Below are 21,286 nucleotides of genomic sequence, written 5' to 3' on the forward strand. Positions count from 1 at the left end.
TTAATCAACAGAAATTCGCTTATATTTGATCTTTGTAATAGCGTCATACTTATCACCAAGTCGACGTTTCTTATCTTCTATATAAGCATCATAGTTACCCTCAAACCAAACTACTTCACTATTGCCTTCAAAAGCAAGCATATGTGTAGCAACACGGTTTAAGAACCATCTATCATGCGAGATAACCATAATACACCCAGGGAAAGCTAAGATAGCCTCCTCAAGTGCTCTTAAAGTCTCGACATCTAGATCGTTTGTTGGTTCATCAAGTAAGATAACATTACCACCACTTCTAAGTAGCTTAGCTAAGTGAACACGGTTTCTCTCACCACCAGATAACTGAGAAATATACTTCTGCTGATCTGCACCTTTGAAGTTAAATCTACCTACATATTGGCGTGATGGAATTGTATATTTACCAACAGTGATTACATCTAAGCCATCTGCAATCTCTTCCCAGACAGTTTTATTATCATCTAAAGCATCACGAGACTGATCTACATAGGCTAAATGAACTGTTTCACCAAGTTCTATACTACCACTATCTGGAGTTTCTTGACCTGTTATCATCTTAAAGTATGTTGATTTACCAGCACCATTAGCACCAATAATACCAACGATAGATCCTGCTGGAACTTCCATATTTAAATGATCAATAAGTAATCTATCATCAAATGATTTAACGATATCTTTGACTTTAATTACATTTTTACCAAGCCTTTCTCCTGGTGGAATATATAACTCTTGAGTTTCATTACGTTTTTGGAACTCTTGCGAACTTAACTCATCAAACTTAGCAAGCCTTGCTTTTGATTTTGCTTGACGACCTTTAGCATTTTGGCGCACCCATTCTAACTCATGTTGTAAAGCTTTACGATGAGCAGTCTCACGTTTTTCTTCCATTTCTAGACGTTTTTCTTTTTGCTCTAGCCACTGAGTATAATTACCTTTGAAAGGAATACCTTCGCCACGATCAAGTTCTAAAATCCACTCAGCAACATTATCTAAGAAGTATCTATCATGCGTAACAGCCACAACTGTTCCTTTATACTCAGCTAAGAATTTCTCAAGCCAAGCTACTGATTCTGCATCAAGATGGTTAGTAGGTTCATCTAAAAGTAAAATATCAGGAGCTGATAATAATAATTTACATAGAGCAACACGACGCGCCTCACCACCAGATAGTTTAGTAACATCAGTATCCCAAGCTGGAAGGCGTAATGCTTCTGCAGCAACTTCTAGTTTACGCTCTATTTCCCAAGCTCCAGCTGCATCTATAGCATTTTGTAACTCACCTTGTTCTTCAAGAAGTTTTGCCATTTCATCATCAGACATTGGCTCACAAAATTTCATACTGATTTCATCAAACCTAGTCAGCATATCTTTTAGATGAGAAAGAGCTTCTTCAACGTTACCACGCACATCTTTAGTTTCATCTAATTTTGGCTCTTGTGGTAAGTAGCCTATTTTGACACCTTTACGTGGAGCTGCTTCACCGACAATCTCAGTATCAAGACCAGCCATAATTTTAAGTAGTGTTGATTTACCAGAACCATTAAGACCTAGTACACCAATTTTTGCACCATCAAAAAAAGATAAAGAAATATCTTTTAGGATATATTTGTTAGGTGGCACAACTTTACCAACCCTATGCATTGAGTATATATATTTTTCAGCCATGAAAATTATTTTTTGAAATTTTAAGATAAGGAAATTATAGCAGATTGATTATAAAAACATAAAACTCTACATGATATATTCTTGCACCATTGCGGTAAGTTGTTGTGATACCAATGTTTTAGTCATTCTTCAAATTCATAAGTAAGAGACATAAACTAAAAACACTGTCATCCTCGTGCTTGACACGGGGATCTCCTAACGACTTGAGAGATTCCCGTCTGCGTGGGAATGACCGCAGGTATTAAAACAAAATATCTTTTATAGCTTAAGAAAATAAAACATAGTAATAATTATAAATGGGGCTGTCCTAGATAACTAAGTTATGTTAGGATGGTTTTGATGAGGAAAAGTAGATTAAGTACATACAAGCAAGACAAATTAATAGAGTTATTTATAGCAGGAAGTACAGCACGAACTGCATCAGAATTAGTATCAGTAAATAAAACCACAGCCAGCTATTATTTTCATAGATTAAGATTATTAATTTATGAAAATAGTGAGCATTTAGAAATGTTTACAGGAGAGATTGAAGTAGATGAAAGCTATTTTGGAGGAACTCGTAAAGGGAAACGAGGTAGAGGAGCTGGTGGTAAAGTTCCTGTATTTGGCTTACTTAAACGTAATGGTAAGGTATATACAGTAATCATTCCAAATGCTAAGAGTGATACTCTATTACCAATAATTAGAGAAAAAGTTAAACCTGATTGTATCGTTTACACTGATACTTTTAGGAGTTATAATGCCTTAGATGTTTCAGAGTTTAAACATTATAGAATTAACCATAGTAAGCTGTTTGCAAAGAAGCATAATCATATAAACGGTATAGAAAACTTCTGGAATCAAGCTAAGAGACATTTGAGAAAATTTAATGGTATTCCTAGAGACCATTTTTACTTGTTTTTGAAGGAATGTGAGTGGAGATTTAATCACAGTGATTCTAAGGAACAGCTAAAGCTAATTAAACACTGGGTTAGAGAGAGTTTAAAGTAAACTTATCTAGGACAGCCCCTTATAAATATTAAGATTCCTATAAAAATTGATCTAAAAAAGTTCTTAAACGTTATTTGATCATTTCTTTTGACTTCTATTTTCTCAAGTCGCTTTTTATATTCTCACCAACTTTTCTCTTATTTGGATTTAAATCATAATTTTCATTTTCAGAAGTGGGAATACCAGGAGTTCGTCCAAGAACAAAGGGAAAGTATATATCTATGATAGGCAAAAATATAAGAAACAAAACGCCTAAAATAATATATAAAGCCGCCATATTATTATCTAAGCTTACTTCTCATAACCAATATATTCGATAGAATCATCAGTCACTTCAAATTTAAAAATAACTAATCTAAATCTAAAAAGAAACATTCCTTGGGTAATATTATCTTCTTTAACTCTTCGAATAATTTCTTCTTCTAACGACTCATTAGAGTATCTACATAAGTCAAAAATATTTGTAAAATCTGAATATAATTTCTCAAAGTTTAAAGTTTTCATAACTTCCTTATCAAACAGTATTTATTACTTTATACCATCTAATATACCTTAGTAGAAAAATTATCTGTATTAAATTATTTCGAAAATAACAGTAATAGACAAAATAAAACTGCCCTATCAAATAGATAAATGATCAAACATTTTTTTACAGCACTTTTTATGACAGAATGTAAATCTAATTAAATTTATCAAATATAGAGATACAAGAAAGGAAAAAATCATGAAAAAATTTATAGCAATATTTTTGACTTTTATTTGCCTAAGCCTTACTTATGCAACAACAAAAACAACAAACTGTTCAGGTCCTGAGATAAATGTAAAAGTAGGTAAACCAACGTACGAACTAGAGCTATATTATCAAAAAATGTACTCTAAAAAGCCATGGCATGGTGCGAATGTTTTCTACTATGATAATGGTGTCTATAAAGTTATTTCCCCAGGTGAAAGTCACTATGGTGTCTATACATTAGAGGGTGGTAATTTCAAACAAAATACTTTTACAATTTATCATATCTCTATGCCATCTAATGATTGGGGTAGTAAAACAGCTTATCTAAAATTATCATTTGACTCAAAAGATCATACTTTTATCCAAACAACAAAACTACAAACTGGTGAAAAAGTAAACTTTGAATTCGGCACATATAAAATTACAAAAAATAATTATAAAGACCCTAAAAACATCAAGTGGCAATCAAAATAATTTCTAATCTAAGATAAGTTTAGACTAATCTTGGACTATTTCTTCTAAGTTTAAAAACATTCTTTTGCTTATAAAGTACTTTATATCCTATAAACAAAGAGATAAAAGACAATACAGATAAAATACTCACCATAAATCCAATAGATGGACTCATACTAGATGCAATTATGCTTACCATGAAAATACCACTCATCTGCATAGATCCATAAAAAGCACTAGCAACACCTTTCATATTATCAAATAAACTTAAAAGGTTTGCCACAGATATTGGTGTAACAATACCTGCTGCTAAGAAAAAAATAGAAAGAATAGCAATAAGATCCATCAAACCAATCAACTTTAAAAAGTCTAATATTACTAAAACTATTGATGAGAAAAACATCATAACTAAGCCTAGTAAAATAACCTTCTCTTTTTCCATATATCTAAGTAGCAACATCGATGTCAAAAAACGTGAAAGTATTATCATCATTAATAACATGGTCGAGACTACCCCAAAGACAGCTGATGTTAGGTGATAATCATTAATCAATACAAAAGATCCAATCACATCAAAACAAATACCTCCAGATAAGCCTGTAATAATAAAAATCAGATAAACCCAAAACATTCTAGTTTTTGCAATAGTCATATAGTTTTTAGCTAAATGTTTAATATTCATGGCACTTGGGTTTTTATCTTTATTTGTTTCAGGCAAAAGAAAAATTACTGAGACAATTAAACTAATCGCAAAAATAAGCATAAAAACAAAGCTACTATGCCAGCCAAAATGAAACTGTAAAAACCCACCTATAAGAGGAGAAATAGCTGGGGCTACTGCAAAAAAGATACTCATCCAAGCAACTGCTTTTAAAAAATGTTCTTTTGTAAATGAATCTTGTACAAGTGTTCTAGCCAATGTGATCAAAGCACCAGCTCCTAACCCTTGTATAGCTCTACCTAAAATTAAAAATATAATTGATTGTGACAAAATACAAAATACTGAACCACATGCAAATATTAGAGCTCCCATTAATATAAATGGTTTTCTACCATATTTATCAGATGCAGGACCATAAATAAGCTGTGATAATGACATTGTGATAAAAAAGCTTGATACCGTCATTCGAGCTAATGATGAATCTGTATTAAAGTAGTTTGTTATTGCAGGTAGTGATGGTGTAAACATTACAGCGCCAAAGAAATAACCACATCCTAAAGCTATTGTAAATATAGTTAGCATCACAAAACCTATAGGTTTTTTTCTAATTATCTTCATAAAAATAACCTTTTTTAAAAAAGACATATTGAACGTATGATCAATTACAATATCACAATATGATCGATCGTTCAATAGAAAATGGTATAGATTTTCTGATATACTGTTTAAAAGCTCAAAATTAAAACTTAAAAAACTTATGGAAACCAAAGCTAAAACAAACAATACTCTGAAAAAGATTATTAAGTCAGCTAAACATCTATTTCTTGAAAATGGTTTCAATGGTACATCTATTAGAGATATAGCTAAAAAAGCTAATGTCCAAAGTTCTCTAATATATCACTACTTTTCAAATAAAGTTGAGCTATGGAAAACTGTCAAAGAATCTTTGATAAATCCAGAAAATTTTTCTTCTATAAATGACTGTATTAAACAAGATAGTTTTGAAGGCTTTGTAGAAAAACTAGTCGCAGCAAGGTTTAATATTCATGCTAGTAATCCAGATATGCTAAAAATTCTAGATTGGCAACGCTTAGAAAAAAACTCTTCTTTAGCAGGAATTAAAAACCAACAAAACTTTGCATCATTTGATCAATTAGAAGAAAAGATTAAATATTTCCAAGAAACTGGACAGTTATCAAAAAGTTTTTCTGCTAAATATGTACTTTTGTTTATTTCAGCTGCAACACTTGCCCCTTTTACACGCTCATACGAACTTGATAAAGATATCTTAGAAGAAAGTGATTTTATTAAAACGACTACAACTCTACTACTAAAGGCTTTTAAAGAATAATTTATATTACTTTAAAACCTATAAGGTTATAATTTTAGAGATATCTAAACTTAAAAAACTGTTGAGGTTGATATAATGAAAAAACTACCTATATCGATGCTATTGATTCTATCTGTTACATTTGGTTATGCAAATAATCATTTTGGTAAAAACTTAAAAGCATGTGGTATGACTTTTGAACCTATAAATCTCCAAAATACGACAAACTGGGAAAATAAAGGTATCAAAAATAACTCTCAGAGTAAATTAAAACCTACTAAAAATAATATTCAATTTAGAACAACCAATAAAAAATATACTATTACTCCTATAACTAGCAATATCGCTAAATCACTACCATTTATTGGTAAATGGATGATGGTAAGTACCAAAAGCTATAGTAAAGAAGATTTACCAAAAGATATTGCTGCAGCTTGGGTGTATTGGCGTGGTGAGAAAAACTTTATTATTAATGGAGTATCTCAGCCTCAAAATTATACTGTTGAGCCTATAAATACTATTTTTGTATTAAATGGATTTACAAATGCTCAACAAGCTAATAATTATCTGATTAATATGGTTAATAAACTTGGTTATTCTAATACAGAGTCTATAAACCATAGTGGAGGTTATGGCGTATATTTTAATAATAAACTATACCCTCAATTATCTGGAACACCTACAAATACTAATCAAAAGGATATTCCTTTCACATTTGAAAAAGATTTTAATGAATATGCTGATCATTTTAGACTTATGGGTCCATATATAGAAGAAAAAGATAATACAAAAACATTTATCTATGCAATATCAATATCTCGAGAGTCTCTATGGTTTAAGGGAGATAACATAAATTGTGGCAACCTATATATGTCTTTTAATGAAGCTAAGAATGAATTGATCAAAAATGTAATAAATAAATTACCAAAAGTTAAAATATATTCTGCTTCCTTGGATAACTATATAAAAGCGGATAATACAAAAAACTCATCAGATACTGGAGATCATACTAAGAGTAAAGGTTTTGTGAGCGTTTTTATTATTAATAAATAAAAATACTATACTTCTATCGCTCTTAATTTCACTTTGAAATCAGAAGCGTTATATATAGAGTCAAAAATATCCTCTGATGTTATATCTGCTCGAATCTTTACTATAAAACATAGATCTCTAGATCTTTTATTAAATTTATGCAGAATACTAACTTTACTATTAACCTCTAATAATCTTATTTCATAGCCTAATTTAAGTTCTAAATCTTGCCAAAGATCTTTGACTGCTTTTTTTATATTATCATTATAGATTTTGTTAGCAACGTGACTAAGATTTACTTCTTGTATTATCGAATCTCCATACTCTGCTTTATAATGAGTCTTTATGATTGCTAATAGCCTCTTTACTTTACTATTCTCTTGAATCATACAATATCTGCGCATAAGTAACTCCTTTTTTATAAATTACTTTTTAAACTTAGAAAATAAATTTAATCAAATAATTTCCTTTAATAACTTAGTTTCTCTTATTTAGTGCCTTATTTTTTCACCTAACATTTTAAAATATATCATACTTTTTGCTAAAGTGAAGATTAATTGCACTTTTTTATAATTAACTTATTGCGTGCTTTAAATAATAATCATATAATAGTATAAAACCCAAAATCCGTTGTTGTTTATGTTTAAGTATTCGAAAGATCTAAAACCAACTCTTAAAAAGATAGGTATGAAGCAAAAAGAATTAGCTGAAATCCTAGGTAAAAGTGAAAGAACTATTAAACATTGGGTAGCCGGAGTTAATTCCCCTGCTTATGATACACATTTAGAGGTAATGAAAATATTAGGTATAGATGAATCAGATATAAATAACACGTCTATTAAAGTACCTGTTTTATCATATGTCCAAGCTGGTGAATTTACTGAATCATCTTATGAAGTAGACCCAATAAGATACATCAACTTACCAGCAAATATGATACCTAAGAATGGATTTTTATTAGAAGTCAAAGGTAATAGTATGCACTATGACTACAATGATAAACAAAAGCTTGATAAAAACTATGCTAAATACTCTCTAGATGAAGGAGAAACTATTGTTGTTGATCCTAACGATATAAATATTATGAATCTAGTTGGAAAAGTTGTCGTAGCTAAAAACTCAGACGGTGCTACCGTTAAACTTGTCTATATAGAGGATGGAAAGCTATGCTTAATGCCTCTTAATTCAGATTTTCAAAATAACGATGAAATAAAACAACCATCTGAAGCTGAGATTATTGGTAGAGTTGTTAATGTATTTAGAAACTTCTAGCTCTTAAATATTTCTAGCTAAAACTATAAGTGTTAAACCTAAAATATATGTTATAAACATCAATACTATTAGCTTATTTGTACCTTTTGGAGCTTTGGCAAATTCTTTCCAAATAAAGACTCCCCAGAATGCTGCTATCATAGTAGCTCCTTGCCCTAAACCATAAGAAATAGAAGGTCCAGCAATACCTGAAGCTATAAAGTTCAAACAAGAACCTACACCCCAAATTACACCGCCTAAAATACCTATTATATGTAACCAAGGTGTTCCTTGTGAAAAATAATCTTTAAATTTAAGTTTTTTACCTGAAATAGGAAATTTAATCATCCAGCCATTAATAACAAAGTTTGATATAAAAATTCCTAATGCAAATATAAAGCTAGCTGTATAAGGTGTCATTAAACCAGCTTGAGGAGTTACAAAATCACTAGATATTGACTTTATAACTAACGGATAGAAGAAGCCCATCAAAATACCTGAGATTATCGAAACTATAAATCCTTTTAGCATATTTTTATTTTTATTATCAGAAATACGCTTATATATAACAGCATCTATTATTATTGCAGCAAGCACACTTAAAACACCTAAGAATAACACTACAGGCTGACCCAAAGGTGTTGCAATATAATTTGTAATAACACCTATAACCAAAGCTAAACCTATAGCTAATGGAAATGCTACAGACATTCCAGCTATATCAATTGCTGCAACAAGAAGTATATTAGCTAGATTAAAAACTACTCCTCCCATAAAGGCATAGAAAAAGCTTGCTGATGATGCTTGAGATATATCACTAAAGAAAGACCTTCCTTCTGAACCAAAACTTCCCATTGTTATAGCTAATATAAAGGAAACTATCAAAATTCCTAATGCATAATCCCAATAGTACTGTTGAAACGGCCATTCTTTTGTCGAAAGTTTTTGTGTATTTGCCCATGATCCCCAGCATAGCATAGTCACTATACAAAAGAATACTGCAACACCATATGAGTGTAATACAACCATTTTATATCTCCAATTATTATATTTTTTGTTCTAAATAAGTATTCAATTTTTCTAAAGTCGGTGCTGAGTTTTCTGCTCCTTCTACAGTTACAGCTAACGCTGAAGCTGTATTAGCTATTTGTATAGATTTTTCTATACTAAAACCTTTATCTAAACAAAAAGCAAGCACTCCATTAAAAGTATCTCCCGCTGCTGTTGTATCAACTACATCTACTTTTTTAGTAGCAAAAAGCTTTTGTTCTTGTGCATTATCCTTTGATAGTAAAGCACCTTTTTCACCTAAGGTTATAATTACAGTTTTTACACCTTTTTTGTGTAGCTCTTTTGCCGCTTGTTTAGCAGTTTCAATATCTCTAACCTCAACTCCAGAGAGAATAGAACTTTCCGTCTCATTTGGTGTTAATATATCGACTTTTTGTAATAACTCTTCTGGTAATTCTCTAGCGGGAGCAGGATTTAGTATAAAAATTTGATCTTTTGTCACCCTATTTGCTAAATATTCAATTGTTTCTAGTGGTGTTTCTAACTGTGTTAGAATAACTTTCGAAGACTGTATTTTTTGGATATGTCTATCTATCACTTTTTCATCTAATTTAGCATTAGCTCCCATTACAACATTTATAATATTTTGGCCCTCTTTATCTACAGAAATAAAAGCTAATCCTGTATTACTATTAGAATCTTGATTTATTGTCGATACATCAAAACCAACTTCTTTATAAAACTCTAAAAGCCTATCTCCAAAACTATCTTTGCCAAGATTTGTTATAAAACTTACATTTTTACTAAGTCTTCTTGCTGCTACAGCTTGATTTGCGCCCTTACCTCCACAAAACTCTTCATAATCTTGACTTATAATTGTTTGGCCTTTTTGTGCAAGCTCATCAACCTTTACAACTAGATCTCTATTAGCACTTCCTATTACAGATATAGACATATTTCAAAAAATTAATTTTCAATAATTTATTATAAACTGTTAAGTAATTTAAAAAAATCTTTTGGTTAATATGCTAAACTGAAAATACATATAATTTTTTATATGATGTAATCATAAGGAGCATTTATGAAGAAAATACCTTTAGGATTAACCGTTGCAATATCTGCAACATTATTAGCATCCTGTGGATCAAGCCATAAAAACAAAGCCTCAATAAATTCAAAAAACTTACAAAATAATTACTCTCAACCAGAAAGCCAAGATCAAATAAAACAACCAGAACTAGCCTCTGTTCAAAGTTCTCCAAATATAGTAGCGTCTAAAACTAAAGCAGCTTCTTCTGATGCATATCCTCTAAAGATAATAAACAACTCTAATATCTCTGAGGATACTTATATAACGGTTGTAGATGGTACAAATATATATAAAGTTGCAGATGATGGAACCCTAACAAAGGGTCCTCTACTGAGCAAAGCTTACTTCCAAGATTATGGGAAAGATATTGGTCATAGTGGTAGCTTTACTGTAAAAATTCCAAAACCTTTTATTTCTGGACGGATTTATGTTTCTATTGGACATCCTTTAGGTGGTGTTGCAACAAATGCTCCTTTTTATAGTAAATCCTCTAGCGATAGTAATTATTATATGTCTCAAGTTGTTTATGATAAGTTTGAGCTTACTTACAACTCTAGCGGTGTACTATATATAGATCCTACAAGTGTAGACTTCTTTAGTATACCTTTAACTATGCAAAATCCTTCTCCAATAAAACCTACTGATCTAACAGAATCAGGATATCCTTTAGGAATGAGTCGAAAAGAAATTATTGATCAAGCAACTGCAAACTTTACAACCGGAGTTTCCTCAGGAAGTGTAGATACATGGAAAGATCTAATATTTGATAGTTCTGGATCTACAATACGTATTATTAGTCCTTCAGGAATAGCTACCTCTACTGGTGCTGATAACCCTCTTGGATCTATGAAAAATATGGTAAATAAGCCAGCTGTCACTGGAACTAGTTATTTACTAAATCCAATAACAACTCCTAGTGGTTCATCATTTTATTTACAAAACTTGATTAATTATTATGAAGGGACTAAACATCAATTAGCTTTTGATGTAAGCCAGCTGTATAGTGCTAAATATCCTCAAACAGATATTTTTGAAAATGCTGTATATTTTGCTGATGGTATCTCAAGTAATGCAAAATGTAGTCAACAAATAACTAGTTATGATTCACAAGGTAAGCCAATATATGGAGCTTACGCAAATAGTACAAGCTGTTGGAAGTTTATACCAAAAATCTGTACGGACTTAAGTGATTTATCAAAATGTAAAGCTCCTAGTGGCGATCAAGCTAAACTGCAAGATGAATATATTCCTATGGATTATGTGAGTTCATTTGACTTCTTTAGCCCTGGACAGTGGCCTTTTGATAATAATAATATATTACCAAAAGTTTATACAACTACAGATACTATTCAAAATAATCACCCAGCAAAAGGACTTATAGCAGAAGGCCTATCAGCTCTTTTCTCTGCAGGTTTACTACCTGTATCAAACTCAAAAATAGAGGATACAGCGATAAGTAAATCATCTTTAAACAAACTTGTTAATGATAACAAAGATATCCTGTACAAAAATAACTCTGCAAACGGTCAGTTAGAGGATAAAGGGCCTTGGTTTAGCCAATACTCTAAAGTAATACATTCAATTTGCTATGATAGTGCTGCTAAATCATCTTGTACAACTTCAACTGCAGCAGCTAATAAAAAATATCCTATAGTATATACATTCGCTTTTGATGATTTCTTAGCTCAGGATGGTACTCTTACTAGTAAGACATTAACTAGTGGTAGCACTATTTCTGTAACTATCAACGATATGCAAGGATATCCTAAAACAAACCCTGGCAAAGCACCTAAGCCTAATATAAGTGTAGACACTCCTACCGTTATTTCTGGTTCATTAGATACTTGTAAAACAATTCCTACAGATCCTGCTAAAGTAACAACTTGTAAATTAACTGCTAAATTTACAACGAAAAATACACCAACTGAAATGAAAGGCTATACTGTTACTGTATCTCCTATATCAGCAACAGATAATGGATCTCATTGCCAATACTTAAAAGGAAAAAATAGTAATATTTGGGCTGGATGTGGCGCTGTAGCCCCAACAAGTATAACAAACTCAACTGTCACAAATCTATCAGGTCCTACAGATGGGGTTTATACATATGAAGTTACATCTGAAGTTCCTAGAGACACTTTTGAACAAGTAGTTACAGGAGCTATATGGCAACACTGTACTGACTCAACATCAAAAAATGGATTTAACTTCTATGTTAGTGTTTCAGATGGTAAACAAACAATAGGAGCATTATCTCCTAGTTCTTCAACCTATCATGATATACCTGGATGTGCTAGTCCAGCTTAAGTGTTATATTTCATGTTTTATATATTCTAAATAAGTTATTTTCTTTGATAATTTAAAACTTATTTATTCATATATTTTAGCTATATAATATTCTTCCAACTTCCATAACTAATATTTTTATATTTTACCGCAATAAAAATATTGTTTTAAAATGGATCAATAAATAGAATTAAACTCTTTTATACAATAATGGAAATATAAACTTTGAGCTTACCCTTATTTATTACTCTTATTTTTTTCATAACAATCTTCTCAGGCTTTATCTCAGGAGTTTTTGGTGGTGGATCAGGACTTATTAATGTACCAGGATTTTATCTACTCTTACATTACTCCTATGCATCAAATGATCATTTAATGCAGGTAGCTATTGCTTGTGCTGTTAGTTCTGGTGTTTTAGTTGGTTTACTTGCGAGCATCAAACAACATAAATACAAACAAATTTGTTATGACACTCTACGCTGGGCGCTTATCAGTATACTTTTAGGCGGGGTTTTTGGTGTGTTTTTAGTAACTCTAATAAAGAGTGGTAATCTAAAGGCTATCTTTTCTATCTTACTTATAGTTATGGCTATATGGATGTGGAGTAAAACAAAAACTTCTCTAAAAATCTGGCAAGCACCATTAGTATTAAAAATAGCTAGCGCATTTATAGCTGGAATGTGTACGATGCTTTCTGGTATATCAGTATTCTTTGTTCCATTACTGACAAAATGTGGCTTAGATATTCGCAAAGCTATTGGAACTTCTACAGTTATTACTTTTTTTATAAGTTTAGTAATGACTCTTTTCTTTATGCTTTTTGGCTTACACGCATCTAATTTACCACCATATTGTATTGGTTATTTAAATTTAATGATTGTTCTTACAGGAATTATACCAAGCCTAATTGGTGTAAATATTGGTGTTAAGGTAACAGCATCATTTTCTCATAAACATTTACAAATGATATATATTTCAATGATGTTTGTTATAGCTATAATTATGATTATTTAGATAATAATTCACTAAAACTAATAAACTCTTATATTATATTATATTCCATCCTTTATAAATTTAACCTCAATTTTCTTTATCCATTTTTTTATTATAAGATTGATTATGAAATTCTAAAAACTAAAAAATAATGACATGGAATAATTAAAATGAGTAATACTAAAAAATGTCCAGTATGCGACAAATTGACTTCCTCTCTAAGCCCTTCAAAAAAGTCTTATAATTATAACTCTTATAAGGACTATAATGAATGTATATTGCACTGCTGTAAAGATAAATTTCGAGAAGAAGATAATAACTTTTGGGGCTGTCCTAGATAACTAAGTTATGTTAGGATGGTTTTGATGAGGAAAAGTAGATTAAGTACATACAAGCAAGACAAATTAATAGAGTTATTTATAGCAGGAAGTACAGCACGAACTGCATCAGAATTAGTATCAGTAAATAAAACCACAGCCAGCTATTATTTTCATAGATTAAGATTATTAATTTATGAAAATAGTGAGCATTTAGAAATGTTTACAGGAGAGATTGAAGTAGATGAAAGCTATTTTGGAGGAACTCGTAAAGGGAAACGAGGTAGAGGAGCTGGTGGTAAAGTTCCTGTATTTGGCTTACTTAAACGTAATGGTAAGGTATATACAGTAATCATTCCAAATGCTAAGAGTGATACTCTATTACCAATAATTAGAGAAAAAGTTAAACCTGATTGTATCGTTTACACTGATACTTTTAGGAGTTATAATGCCTTAGATGTTTCAGAGTTTAAACATTATAGAATTAACCATAGTAAGCTGTTTGCAAAGAAGCATAATCATATAAACGGTATAGAAAACTTCTGGAATCAAGCTAAGAGACATTTGAGAAAATTTAATGGTATTCCTAGAGACCATTTTTACTTGTTTTTGAAGGAATGTGAGTGGAGATTTAATCACAGTGATTCTAAGGAACAGCTAAAGCTAATTAAACACTGGGTTAGAGAGAGTTTAAAGTAAACTTATCTAGGACAGCCCCTAACTTTTTTATAGAAGAAATTAAAAAAATTGTTGAAAAAACAAAAGAAACTCATACGGTATTCTATGAAGTAAGTTTTATAGATAATTTTGAGTCTTACTTAATGGCCTGTAAAAGTATATATTTTAGAAAATGTACATTTCCTATTATTAAAAAATCTTTTGATTATTATACTATTAGAACAAGCTACCAAGGTTGTCGATTCAAAAACGAAGACGATAGTTTTATTAAATTAGATGATAAACAAGTAGAAACATTTAAGAAAGATGGAGATGCTATTTTTTATAGATGTATTTTTGATTCTCCTTACACTATAAAAATAGATCCTCTCCTTTATGATCATTGCAAATTTACTCAAGAAGTTAATATAAAATTAGTTAGCAAACAGATATTTGCTGGTCAGAGCCATAACTATAATTTTCTTCCTAAAACAACAAATCTAAATAATGTAGAAATCATTAATTCTACTTTTCATGGAAACTTCATGGTTAATAATCATTCTGAGGAAAATGATAGTTACTTGAAAACAATATCTTTTAAAAAGTGTACCTTTAACGGAAAGTTTGAGTTTAAAAACAATGATATCAAAGGTAGTTTAATAGTTGAAGACTGTAACTTTTCTGAAACATCAGATTTTTTTGGAACTACAATTATAAAAAATAAAGATAGTAAAATAGTCTTTCAAAAATGTCGATTTGATAAAATATCAATTTTTGAAGATTGTATATTTAATGTTTTTACTATGTTTAAATATGTGACTTTTAGAGATTCTGTAATATTTAGAGGAGCATATTTCAATGAAGGTTTAGACTTATCAAAATCTAACTTTAATTATTCCGCAGGTGCAAATTTCTTAGGGTGCAAAATAAAAGATAATGAAAAACTAAAAATTTCAGACCAAGAAACTTTTAGAATTATTAAGCATTCATTTGATAGTATCGGTAATCATATAGAAGCTAATAAGTACTTTTCTAGAGAAATGAATGCTTACGCAAAATATTTGAAAGGAGAAAAGGGCTTATACGAAGATAAAACCATATTCTATATAAATAGTTTTATATCAAAATTTGGACAAAGCTTTATAAGAGCAACTGTATTATTTTTAATTTTTGCGGCAATTATGCATACTATGAATTGTTTCTGTGGATGGTTGCAAAAAGATCTGATTTTTAACCCTTCCTTAAAGAATATATACTATTTTTTACAAAATATATTCACTAATATCCCAATATTTTCTAATTTATTAGGATATAGGTCATATATGTATCTACCAGACTGGATAAAAATACTTTCTTATATTATTTATGCAATACTTACCTGGCAGATAATTGTATCTATAAAGAGAAAGGTTAGAAAGTAATATCTATAAAAATATATTTTATTGTAATATACGCTTTAAGATAATCCAAAATACACTTCACAAATTACTTACCATAAAATGTTAAATATTTTGGATATTCTTTAAAATAGAAAAGATTATATAAAGAATATTTAAGACTTTTTATTTAATCATACTCCTATCTTATAAGTAAAAAATACCATAGAAAACCCTCGTCATCCTCGTGCTTGACACGGGGATCTCTTGGTTATTTAGGAGATTCCCGCCTACGCGGGAATGACTATAGATGTTAAATCATACTGTTTTTTGTATTTTATGAAGACAGGTTGGTAATATATATAAAACTACAACTCTAAACTCTTACTAACAATTTCAAAGACATTTTTACTAGGGTTTGATGCTCTGATTCTCTCAAGTTCTTTTTTCATCAAAGCCTGTCTAGCACTATCATAACGCTTCCAACTCATTAGATTACGAGCCATTCTTGCTGCAACTTGATGGTTAATTTTATCAAGTTCTATCACAGTATCTGCCATAAAGGCATATCCTAAACCATCTTTACGATGATATTGTGAGAAATTAGCTCCAAAACCACCAATAAGTGAGTAAACTTTATTAGGGTTTTTAGAGTTGTATGCAGGATGACTAACTAAACCTTTAACTATATCTAAAGCCGACTCATGAGAGACTTGAGCTTGAGAGACTAACCATTTATTTACAACTAGATCCTCATGCTTCCAACGGTTATAAAACTCACTGATAGCATTATCTCGAACTTGTTTATCACTAGACTTTAGAAGTGCCGAAAAAGCTGACTGTTGATCCGTCATATTATCAGCATTATCAAATAGTTGTTGAGCTAATTGCGTACCTTCACTTTGATCACTAGCATTCATTAAATAACTTAAACAAACACCTTTTAGCTTTCTTTTTGCTATTTGCTCAGCTGATAGGCTATATGGCTTATTATCATTACATTCTTGATATATAGCTAACCAGTTATCTTTTAGTTTATCTGCTATCTGATTCATTACTTTTTTGCGTGATAAGACAATATCATCAACCGCAATCACAGGCATTGCCTGAGCAATAGTAGACTCATTTGGTATTAGTAGAGCATCACTGATTAATGCTTTATCTAATTCTTTATCGTTTAGAATTGATTTAAAAGCATTCAAGAACTCGTCGCTTACATCAGAATTAGCTAAAATCATATTTGTAGCTAACTGCTGTAAAGAATCCCAACGATTAAAGGCATTATTATCATATTTGACAATATGTAATAGTTCGCTTTCTGTACGCTTATGCTCAACTTTCACAGGTGCCGAAAAATCCCTAAATAATGAAACTATTGGTTTTGCTGAAATATTCTCAAAAGTGTAAGTCTGTTTTTTTTCTTTAAGCTCAATAACTTGCTCTGCGATATTCTCACCCTTTGGAGTGATAAGTCCTATTTTAACAGGTATATGAAGCGCTTGTTTTTCTTTTTGATCAGCAGTTGGTTGAGTAGTTTGCTCTAGTGTTAAACTATAAGTTTTATTTTGAGCGTCATAATTCTCACTAACTTTAATATTTGGAGTACCTGATTGAGCATACCACCTCTTAAACAAGCTAAAATCACGATTATTAGCATCTGCCATAGCATTTACAAAATCATCACATGTAACAGCTTGTCCATCATGCCTTTCAAAATATAGTTTCATACCTTTTTGGAAACCTTCTTCACCTAACAGAGTATGAATCATTCTAATAATCTCAGCACCTTTATGATAAACCGTTACAGTATAAAAGTTATTCATTTCAATGTACGACTCAGGGCGGATAGGATGTGACATTGGACTAGCATCCTCAGCAAACTGAGCACTCCTAATAATACGTACATCATCTATACGTTTAACATCTCTTGAGTTTAAATCAGAAGTAAATTCTTGATCTCTAAATACAGTCAAACCTTCTTTTAAGCTTAGTTGAAACCAATCACGACATGTAACCCTATCACCTGTCCAGTTATGAAAATATTCATGTCCTACAACGCTTTGTATCAATTCAAAGTCTTTATCTGTAGCTGTTTTATCACTAGCCATGATATATTTTGTGTTAAATATATTTAAACCTTTATTTTCCATTGCACCAGCATTAAAATCAGGTACAGCTACAATCATAAAAGTATCAAGATCATACTCTAGGTTAAATCTCTCTTCATCCCACTTCATTGAATCTTTTACAGCTTGCATAGCATAATGACATTTATCTATATCTTGTTTAAATGCATAGATTTCAAGATTAACCTTACGATTTGATTTAGTAGTAAAAGTATCTTTAATACTAGCCAAATCTCCAGCTACTAATGCAAATAGATAGCAAGGTTTCTTAAAAGGATCTTTCCATGTAGCAAAATGTAAAGTATCTGAAATATCTCCAGAATCAACTTTATCTCCATTAGATAAAATAACAGGATATTTTTGCTTATTAGCGATGATTCTGACAGTATAAGAAGACATTACATCAGGTCTATCTAAATAATATGTAATTTTTCTAAAACCAGTTGCCTCACATTGTGTACAAAATACATCTCCAGACTTATACAACCCTTCTAGAGAAGTATTAGCAGATGGATTAATTTCAACTACAGTATTTAATATAAAGTTTTCAGGAGCTTTATAAATAGTTAACTGGTTATTATTTATATCAAAATCAGATTTAGTTAAATCTTTATTATCTATCTTAATTGATAGCAGTTTTAAATCTTCACCATCTAAAACTAATGAATTACTTTCACTATTAGCAGGATTTTTAGTAATATGCAAATCTGCTGTTACAATTGTTTTTGACTCATCTAGGTTAAATGTTAGATGCGTCTCATTTATAAGATAATTACTTGGTTTATAGTCTTTTAAATACTTAATTTCAGGCTGAGACATAGTAAGTTTAAATCAGTTTTATTTGCTTCTAGAATAGCAGTCACTAGGATTTGTTGCAATTATTATTCAACAAGTAAAATTAGCCTGATTTAATTTAAAATTTTTCTTGAAATTCTACAATCTGATCATATATAAAAATTGAAAGGTGCGAAAACAATATTTATAAGGAGAATAACTATGAGTAAGGAAATCAGATATAACCCATTTGAATTAAAACATTCAATAAATGATCTTTTTGATATTTTTTTTAGCTTCCCTAAAGGGTATCAAGAAGAGAAGTATTTACAAAACATCCATTTAGATATAACTGAAGATGACTCTGCCTATCATATTCATGCAGATCTTGCAGGTATTGAAGAAAAGGATATAGATATTGAGCTAGATAAAAACAAATTATCTATAAAAGCTAAACGTGAACACTCTCATAAAGATAAGAAACATCATATACAGGAGCGCTACTATGGAGAGTATCAACGTACGATAAACTTACCTGAAAATATAGATCGTGAGAATATAGAGGCTAAGTATAAAAATGGTGTACTAAACTTAACCATTCCTAAGAAAGAAAAAGATAATACTTCTAAGAAAATAACTATAAAGTCTTAATAATTTCTGATAACTTCAAAAACTTCATTTAATTTCTTTTGATCTTTTTGACCTGGTTGTGATTCAACACCAGAGTTAATATCATAAGCTGAGCATTTTAACTCAATAGCTTTTGCTATGTTTTTAGAATTTAAACCTCCTGCTAATATTATATTATTTTTATTATCTATAAGATCCCAATCAAATGTTTTTCCTGTACCACCAGACTGTCCATCTACTTGAGCATCTAATAAATGGTAATCAACATTTTCTAGAAACTTAGGTACAGATTTATCTACGCCATAAGCTTTCCATATTTGGCAGTTTCTATGTAATCTAGCCTTTAAAGTATCTACATATACTTGATCTTCACTTCCATGAAGCTGAACAGCACTTAATTTTAAATCATAAGAAGCATTTACAACTTCATCAATACTAGCATTAGCAAAAACACCTACATAATTTAGTTTAACTTTTTTAGTTATAGATTTTGCCATGGCAAAATCTATGTAACGAGGTGATTTTGGAACAAATATAAACCCTCCGTAAACAGCTCCTGCATCGTAAGCTTTTTGAGCATTTTCTACTGAAGTAAGACCACATACTTTATTAAAGCCATATATTATTTTTCTAACAGCAAGCTCTAAGTTACGCTCTCCCATAATAGAACTACCAATTAGGAAACCATTTGCAAACTTTCTAAGCTCTCTTACCTCTTGATTTTTGTAAATTCCAGATTCAGATATAACAATAGTTCCTTTTGGTACTTTAGGGGCTAATACACGAGTAGTATTTAAATCTATAGATAAATCTCTAAGATTACGGTTATTTATACCTATTACTTTTGCTTTTAGGTTTATAGCTCTTTGAAGCTCTTCTTCATTACTAGCTTCTGTAAGTATTCCCATACCAAGACGATTAGCAACTTTAGCAAGTTTTCTATATTCAGAATCATCTAAAACAGAAAGCATCAATAATATAGCGTCAGCTTTATAATGCCTTGCTAAATATATCTGATACTCATCTATAATAAAATCTTTACAAAGTACAGGTTGTGTTACTTGGTTTCTTATAATTTCAAGGTTTGCAAAACTACCCATAAAAAATTCTTCATCAGTTAATACTGATATAGCATTTGCATAATTTTTATATACTGAAGCTATTTCATTTAAATCAAATTTTTTACGAATAAGACCTTTAGAAGGAGAGCCTTTTTTACACTCTAATATAAATACTGCTCTTTCTGAAGTTAAAGCTTCATAAAAACTTCTATCTGTTTTAGAAACCTCATCTTTAAAGACATCTAATGGGAATAGTCTTTTCTTAGCAAAAAGCCATTTTCTTTTTGCTTCAACAATTTTTGCTAATATAGTTTCCATACTTATTAAGATTTTTTTTTAATTTTAAGTGATATTTTAAACGAAAAATATTTAAAAGTTTAATTTTTATACTTCTAAATATATTCTACATTTATTTCAACAAAATCTTCGATAGGGTTATATCTATCAAAGTCTGCTTTATAAGCTCTTTTCTTAGAATTATCAGTCCATATTTCTTGCCATTTATCTATAGCAGCATCAGGAAGATCTCCTTCTACTCTAAAAACTTCATGATTTAACTCAATATTAGTTGAATTTAAACCTGTTGGCACATCAAAATTATCATCTACCTCATAACCTATTAACAAAGTATATGGCGCTGTGTGATCACCTTCATATTCATAATAAACAGATATTATATCTTGTGATAAATTTTGACCATTAAGATATTCTAAAACCTCACTATTAAAAAACAATTCCCATGCCTGCTCAAGCAAGTCATCTCTATCATTTGAAACCTTTGTCGATACGCCTACTATTTTCATATTTTCCTACAATTTTCTAAAAATTATTATAA

At 30.4% G+C, this 21,286-nt stretch carries 20 protein-coding genes; 10 read left to right on the forward strand and 10 right to left on the reverse strand.

Translation table 11 applies throughout. From position 1 onward, the window contains the following. On the reverse strand, positions 1-1,680 hold the full coding sequence (ettA, locus tag FIP56_RS10165; protein ID WP_192578788.1) for an energy-dependent translational throttle protein EttA: 1,680 nt from the start codon (positions 1,678-1,680) through the stop codon (positions 1-3). Positions 1,681-2,019: 339 nt separating this feature from the next. On the opposite strand from ettA, the gene FIP56_RS10170 reads away from it, so the two are divergent. Continuing rightward, on the forward strand, positions 2,020-2,670 hold the full coding sequence (locus tag FIP56_RS10170) for an IS1595 family transposase (RefSeq protein WP_192576968.1): 651 nt from the start codon (positions 2,020-2,022) through the stop codon (positions 2,668-2,670). Between the two features lie 94 nt (positions 2,671-2,764). Here FIP56_RS10170 and FIP56_RS10175 read toward each other — a convergent pair whose 3' ends face one another. Continuing rightward, on the reverse strand, positions 2,765-2,947 hold the full coding sequence (locus FIP56_RS10175) for a hypothetical protein (RefSeq protein WP_192578789.1): 183 nt from the start codon (positions 2,945-2,947) through the stop codon (positions 2,765-2,767). A 14-nt stretch (positions 2,948-2,961) separates the two neighbouring features. Continuing rightward, positions 2,962-3,174, reverse strand: coding sequence for a hypothetical protein (locus FIP56_RS10180; RefSeq protein WP_192578790.1), 213 nt, complete (start codon positions 3,172-3,174; stop codon positions 2,962-2,964). Between the two features lie 220 nt (positions 3,175-3,394). Here FIP56_RS10180 and FIP56_RS10185 point away from each other — a divergent pair, with 220 nt between their 5' ends. Then, entirely contained in the window at positions 3,395-3,877 is a 483-nt protein-coding gene (locus FIP56_RS10185) for a hypothetical protein (protein WP_192578791.1), read from the forward strand. A 19-nt stretch (positions 3,878-3,896) separates the two neighbouring features. On the opposite strand, the gene FIP56_RS10190 is transcribed toward FIP56_RS10185, so the two are convergent. Next, positions 3,897-5,135: a multidrug effflux MFS transporter gene (locus FIP56_RS10190; protein ID WP_192578792.1), complete on the reverse strand. Its 1,239-nt coding sequence runs from the start codon at positions 5,133-5,135 to the stop codon at positions 3,897-3,899. A 139-nt stretch (positions 5,136-5,274) separates the two neighbouring features. On the opposite strand from FIP56_RS10190, the gene FIP56_RS10195 reads away from it, so the two are divergent. Both FIP56_RS10195 and FIP56_RS10200 read left to right on the forward strand, forming a co-directional pair. Next, positions 5,275-5,868 (forward strand): TetR/AcrR family transcriptional regulator, encoded by a 594-nt coding sequence (locus FIP56_RS10195; protein ID WP_192578793.1) that lies wholly within the window; start codon positions 5,275-5,277, stop codon positions 5,866-5,868. 75 nt (positions 5,869-5,943) lie between these two features. Further along, a complete protein-coding gene (locus tag FIP56_RS10200; RefSeq protein ID WP_192578794.1) occupies positions 5,944-6,900 on the forward strand; it encodes a hypothetical protein in 957 nt (318 codons plus the stop codon). Positions 6,901-6,905: 5 nt separating this feature from the next. Here the strand turns inward: FIP56_RS10200 and FIP56_RS10205 are convergent, their stop codons facing one another. Continuing rightward, a complete protein-coding gene (locus tag FIP56_RS10205; protein ID WP_192578795.1) occupies positions 6,906-7,283 on the reverse strand; it encodes a normocyte binding protein 2b in 378 nt (125 codons plus the stop codon). A 235-nt stretch (positions 7,284-7,518) separates the two neighbouring features. Here FIP56_RS10205 and FIP56_RS10210 point away from each other — a divergent pair, with 235 nt between their 5' ends. Then, positions 7,519-8,151 (forward strand): S24 family peptidase, encoded by a 633-nt coding sequence (locus FIP56_RS10210; protein WP_192578796.1) that lies wholly within the window; start codon positions 7,519-7,521, stop codon positions 8,149-8,151. A 3-nt stretch (positions 8,152-8,154) separates the two neighbouring features. On the opposite strand, the gene FIP56_RS10215 is transcribed toward FIP56_RS10210, so the two are convergent. After that, entirely contained in the window at positions 8,155-9,159 is a 1,005-nt protein-coding gene (locus tag FIP56_RS10215) for a multidrug DMT transporter permease (RefSeq protein ID WP_192578797.1), read from the reverse strand. Between the two features lie 16 nt (positions 9,160-9,175). Then, a complete protein-coding gene (rbsK, locus tag FIP56_RS10220) occupies positions 9,176-10,096 on the reverse strand; it encodes a ribokinase (protein WP_192578798.1) in 921 nt (306 codons plus the stop codon). A gap of 126 nt (positions 10,097-10,222) precedes the next feature. On the opposite strand from rbsK, the gene FIP56_RS10225 reads away from it, so the two are divergent. The 4 genes from FIP56_RS10225 (at position 10,223) to FIP56_RS10240 (ending at position 15,905) form a co-directional block, all read left to right on the forward strand. Next, complete coding sequence (locus FIP56_RS10225; protein ID WP_192578799.1) at positions 10,223-12,538, forward strand: beta-1,3-glucanase family protein; 2,316 nt, start codon at positions 10,223-10,225, stop codon at positions 12,536-12,538. A gap of 204 nt (positions 12,539-12,742) precedes the next feature. Further along, positions 12,743-13,531, forward strand: coding sequence for a sulfite exporter TauE/SafE family protein (locus tag FIP56_RS10230; protein WP_192578800.1), 789 nt, complete (start codon positions 12,743-12,745; stop codon positions 13,529-13,531). Positions 13,532-13,875: 344 nt separating this feature from the next. Further along, positions 13,876-14,526 carry an IS1595 family transposase gene (locus tag FIP56_RS10235; RefSeq protein ID WP_192576968.1) on the forward strand — a complete coding sequence of 217 codons (651 nt, stop codon included), beginning with the start codon at positions 13,876-13,878 and terminating at the stop codon, positions 14,524-14,526. Positions 14,527-14,648: 122 nt separating this feature from the next. Then, positions 14,649-15,905 (forward strand): pentapeptide repeat-containing protein, encoded by a 1,257-nt coding sequence (locus FIP56_RS10240; protein WP_192578801.1) that lies wholly within the window; start codon positions 14,649-14,651, stop codon positions 15,903-15,905. Between the two features lie 323 nt (positions 15,906-16,228). Here the strand turns inward: FIP56_RS10240 and pepN are convergent, their stop codons facing one another. Then, positions 16,229-18,805 (reverse strand): aminopeptidase N, encoded by a 2,577-nt coding sequence (gene pepN, locus FIP56_RS10245; RefSeq protein ID WP_192578802.1) that lies wholly within the window; start codon positions 18,803-18,805, stop codon positions 16,229-16,231. Between the two features lie 177 nt (positions 18,806-18,982). Here pepN and FIP56_RS10250 point away from each other — a divergent pair, with 177 nt between their 5' ends. Then, positions 18,983-19,411, forward strand: a complete 429-nt coding sequence (locus FIP56_RS10250) for an Hsp20/alpha crystallin family protein (RefSeq protein ID WP_192578803.1) — start codon at positions 18,983-18,985, stop codon at positions 19,409-19,411. Here the strand turns inward: FIP56_RS10250 and trpCF are convergent. Both trpCF and FIP56_RS10260 read right to left on the reverse strand, forming a co-directional pair. Beyond that, on the reverse strand, positions 19,408-20,769 hold the full coding sequence (trpCF, locus tag FIP56_RS10255; protein ID WP_192578804.1) for a bifunctional indole-3-glycerol-phosphate synthase TrpC/phosphoribosylanthranilate isomerase TrpF: 1,362 nt from the start codon (positions 20,767-20,769) through the stop codon (positions 19,408-19,410). The genes FIP56_RS10250 and trpCF overlap by 4 nt on opposite strands. Positions 20,770-20,843: 74 nt before the next feature. Continuing rightward, positions 20,844-21,254, reverse strand: coding sequence for an effector binding domain-containing protein (locus tag FIP56_RS10260; protein WP_192578805.1), 411 nt, complete (start codon positions 21,252-21,254; stop codon positions 20,844-20,846). Positions 21,255-21,286: the final 32 nt, after the last annotated feature.

The sequence above is a fragment of the Francisella sp. LA112445 genome (assembly GCF_012224145.1).
Classification (GTDB): Bacteria; Pseudomonadota; Gammaproteobacteria; order Francisellales; family Francisellaceae; genus Francisella.

What these genes read in the sequence shown, in the direction of transcription:
- ettA (WP_192578788.1), bottom strand. Translation starts at nt 1,680, where the DNA reads ATGGCTGAAAAATATATATACTCAATGCATAGGGTTGGTAAAGTTGTG.
- FIP56_RS10170 (WP_192576968.1), top strand. Translation starts at nt 2,020, where the DNA reads ATGAGGAAAAGTAGATTAAGTACATACAAGCAAGACAAATTAATAGAG.
- FIP56_RS10175 (WP_192578789.1), bottom strand. Translation starts at nt 2,947, where the DNA reads ATGGCGGCTTTATATATTATTTTAGGCGTTTTGTTTCTTATATTTTTG.
- FIP56_RS10180 (WP_192578790.1), bottom strand. Translation starts at nt 3,174, where the DNA reads ATGAAAACTTTAAACTTTGAGAAATTATATTCAGATTTTACAAATATT.
- FIP56_RS10185 (WP_192578791.1), top strand. Translation starts at nt 3,395, where the DNA reads ATGAAAAAATTTATAGCAATATTTTTGACTTTTATTTGCCTAAGCCTT.
- FIP56_RS10190 (WP_192578792.1), bottom strand. Translation starts at nt 5,135, where the DNA reads ATGAAGATAATTAGAAAAAAACCTATAGGTTTTGTGATGCTAACTATA.
- FIP56_RS10195 (WP_192578793.1), top strand. Translation starts at nt 5,275, where the DNA reads ATGGAAACCAAAGCTAAAACAAACAATACTCTGAAAAAGATTATTAAG.
- FIP56_RS10200 (WP_192578794.1), top strand. Translation starts at nt 5,944, where the DNA reads ATGAAAAAACTACCTATATCGATGCTATTGATTCTATCTGTTACATTT.
- FIP56_RS10205 (WP_192578795.1), bottom strand. Translation starts at nt 7,283, where the DNA reads ATGCGCAGATATTGTATGATTCAAGAGAATAGTAAAGTAAAGAGGCTA.
- FIP56_RS10210 (WP_192578796.1), top strand. Translation starts at nt 7,519, where the DNA reads ATGTTTAAGTATTCGAAAGATCTAAAACCAACTCTTAAAAAGATAGGT.
- FIP56_RS10215 (WP_192578797.1), bottom strand. Translation starts at nt 9,159, where the DNA reads ATGGTTGTATTACACTCATATGGTGTTGCAGTATTCTTTTGTATAGTG.
- rbsK (WP_192578798.1), bottom strand. Translation starts at nt 10,096, where the DNA reads ATGTCTATATCTGTAATAGGAAGTGCTAATAGAGATCTAGTTGTAAAG.
- FIP56_RS10225 (WP_192578799.1), top strand. Translation starts at nt 10,223, where the DNA reads ATGAAGAAAATACCTTTAGGATTAACCGTTGCAATATCTGCAACATTA.
- FIP56_RS10235 (WP_192576968.1), top strand. Translation starts at nt 13,876, where the DNA reads ATGAGGAAAAGTAGATTAAGTACATACAAGCAAGACAAATTAATAGAG.
- FIP56_RS10240 (WP_192578801.1), top strand. Translation starts at nt 14,649, where the DNA reads ATGGCCTGTAAAAGTATATATTTTAGAAAATGTACATTTCCTATTATT.
- pepN (WP_192578802.1), bottom strand. Translation starts at nt 18,805, where the DNA reads ATGTCTCAGCCTGAAATTAAGTATTTAAAAGACTATAAACCAAGTAAT.
- FIP56_RS10250 (WP_192578803.1), top strand. Translation starts at nt 18,983, where the DNA reads ATGAGTAAGGAAATCAGATATAACCCATTTGAATTAAAACATTCAATA.
- trpCF (WP_192578804.1), bottom strand. Translation starts at nt 20,769, where the DNA reads ATGGAAACTATATTAGCAAAAATTGTTGAAGCAAAAAGAAAATGGCTT.
- FIP56_RS10260 (WP_192578805.1), bottom strand. Translation starts at nt 21,254, where the DNA reads ATGAAAATAGTAGGCGTATCGACAAAGGTTTCAAATGATAGAGATGAC.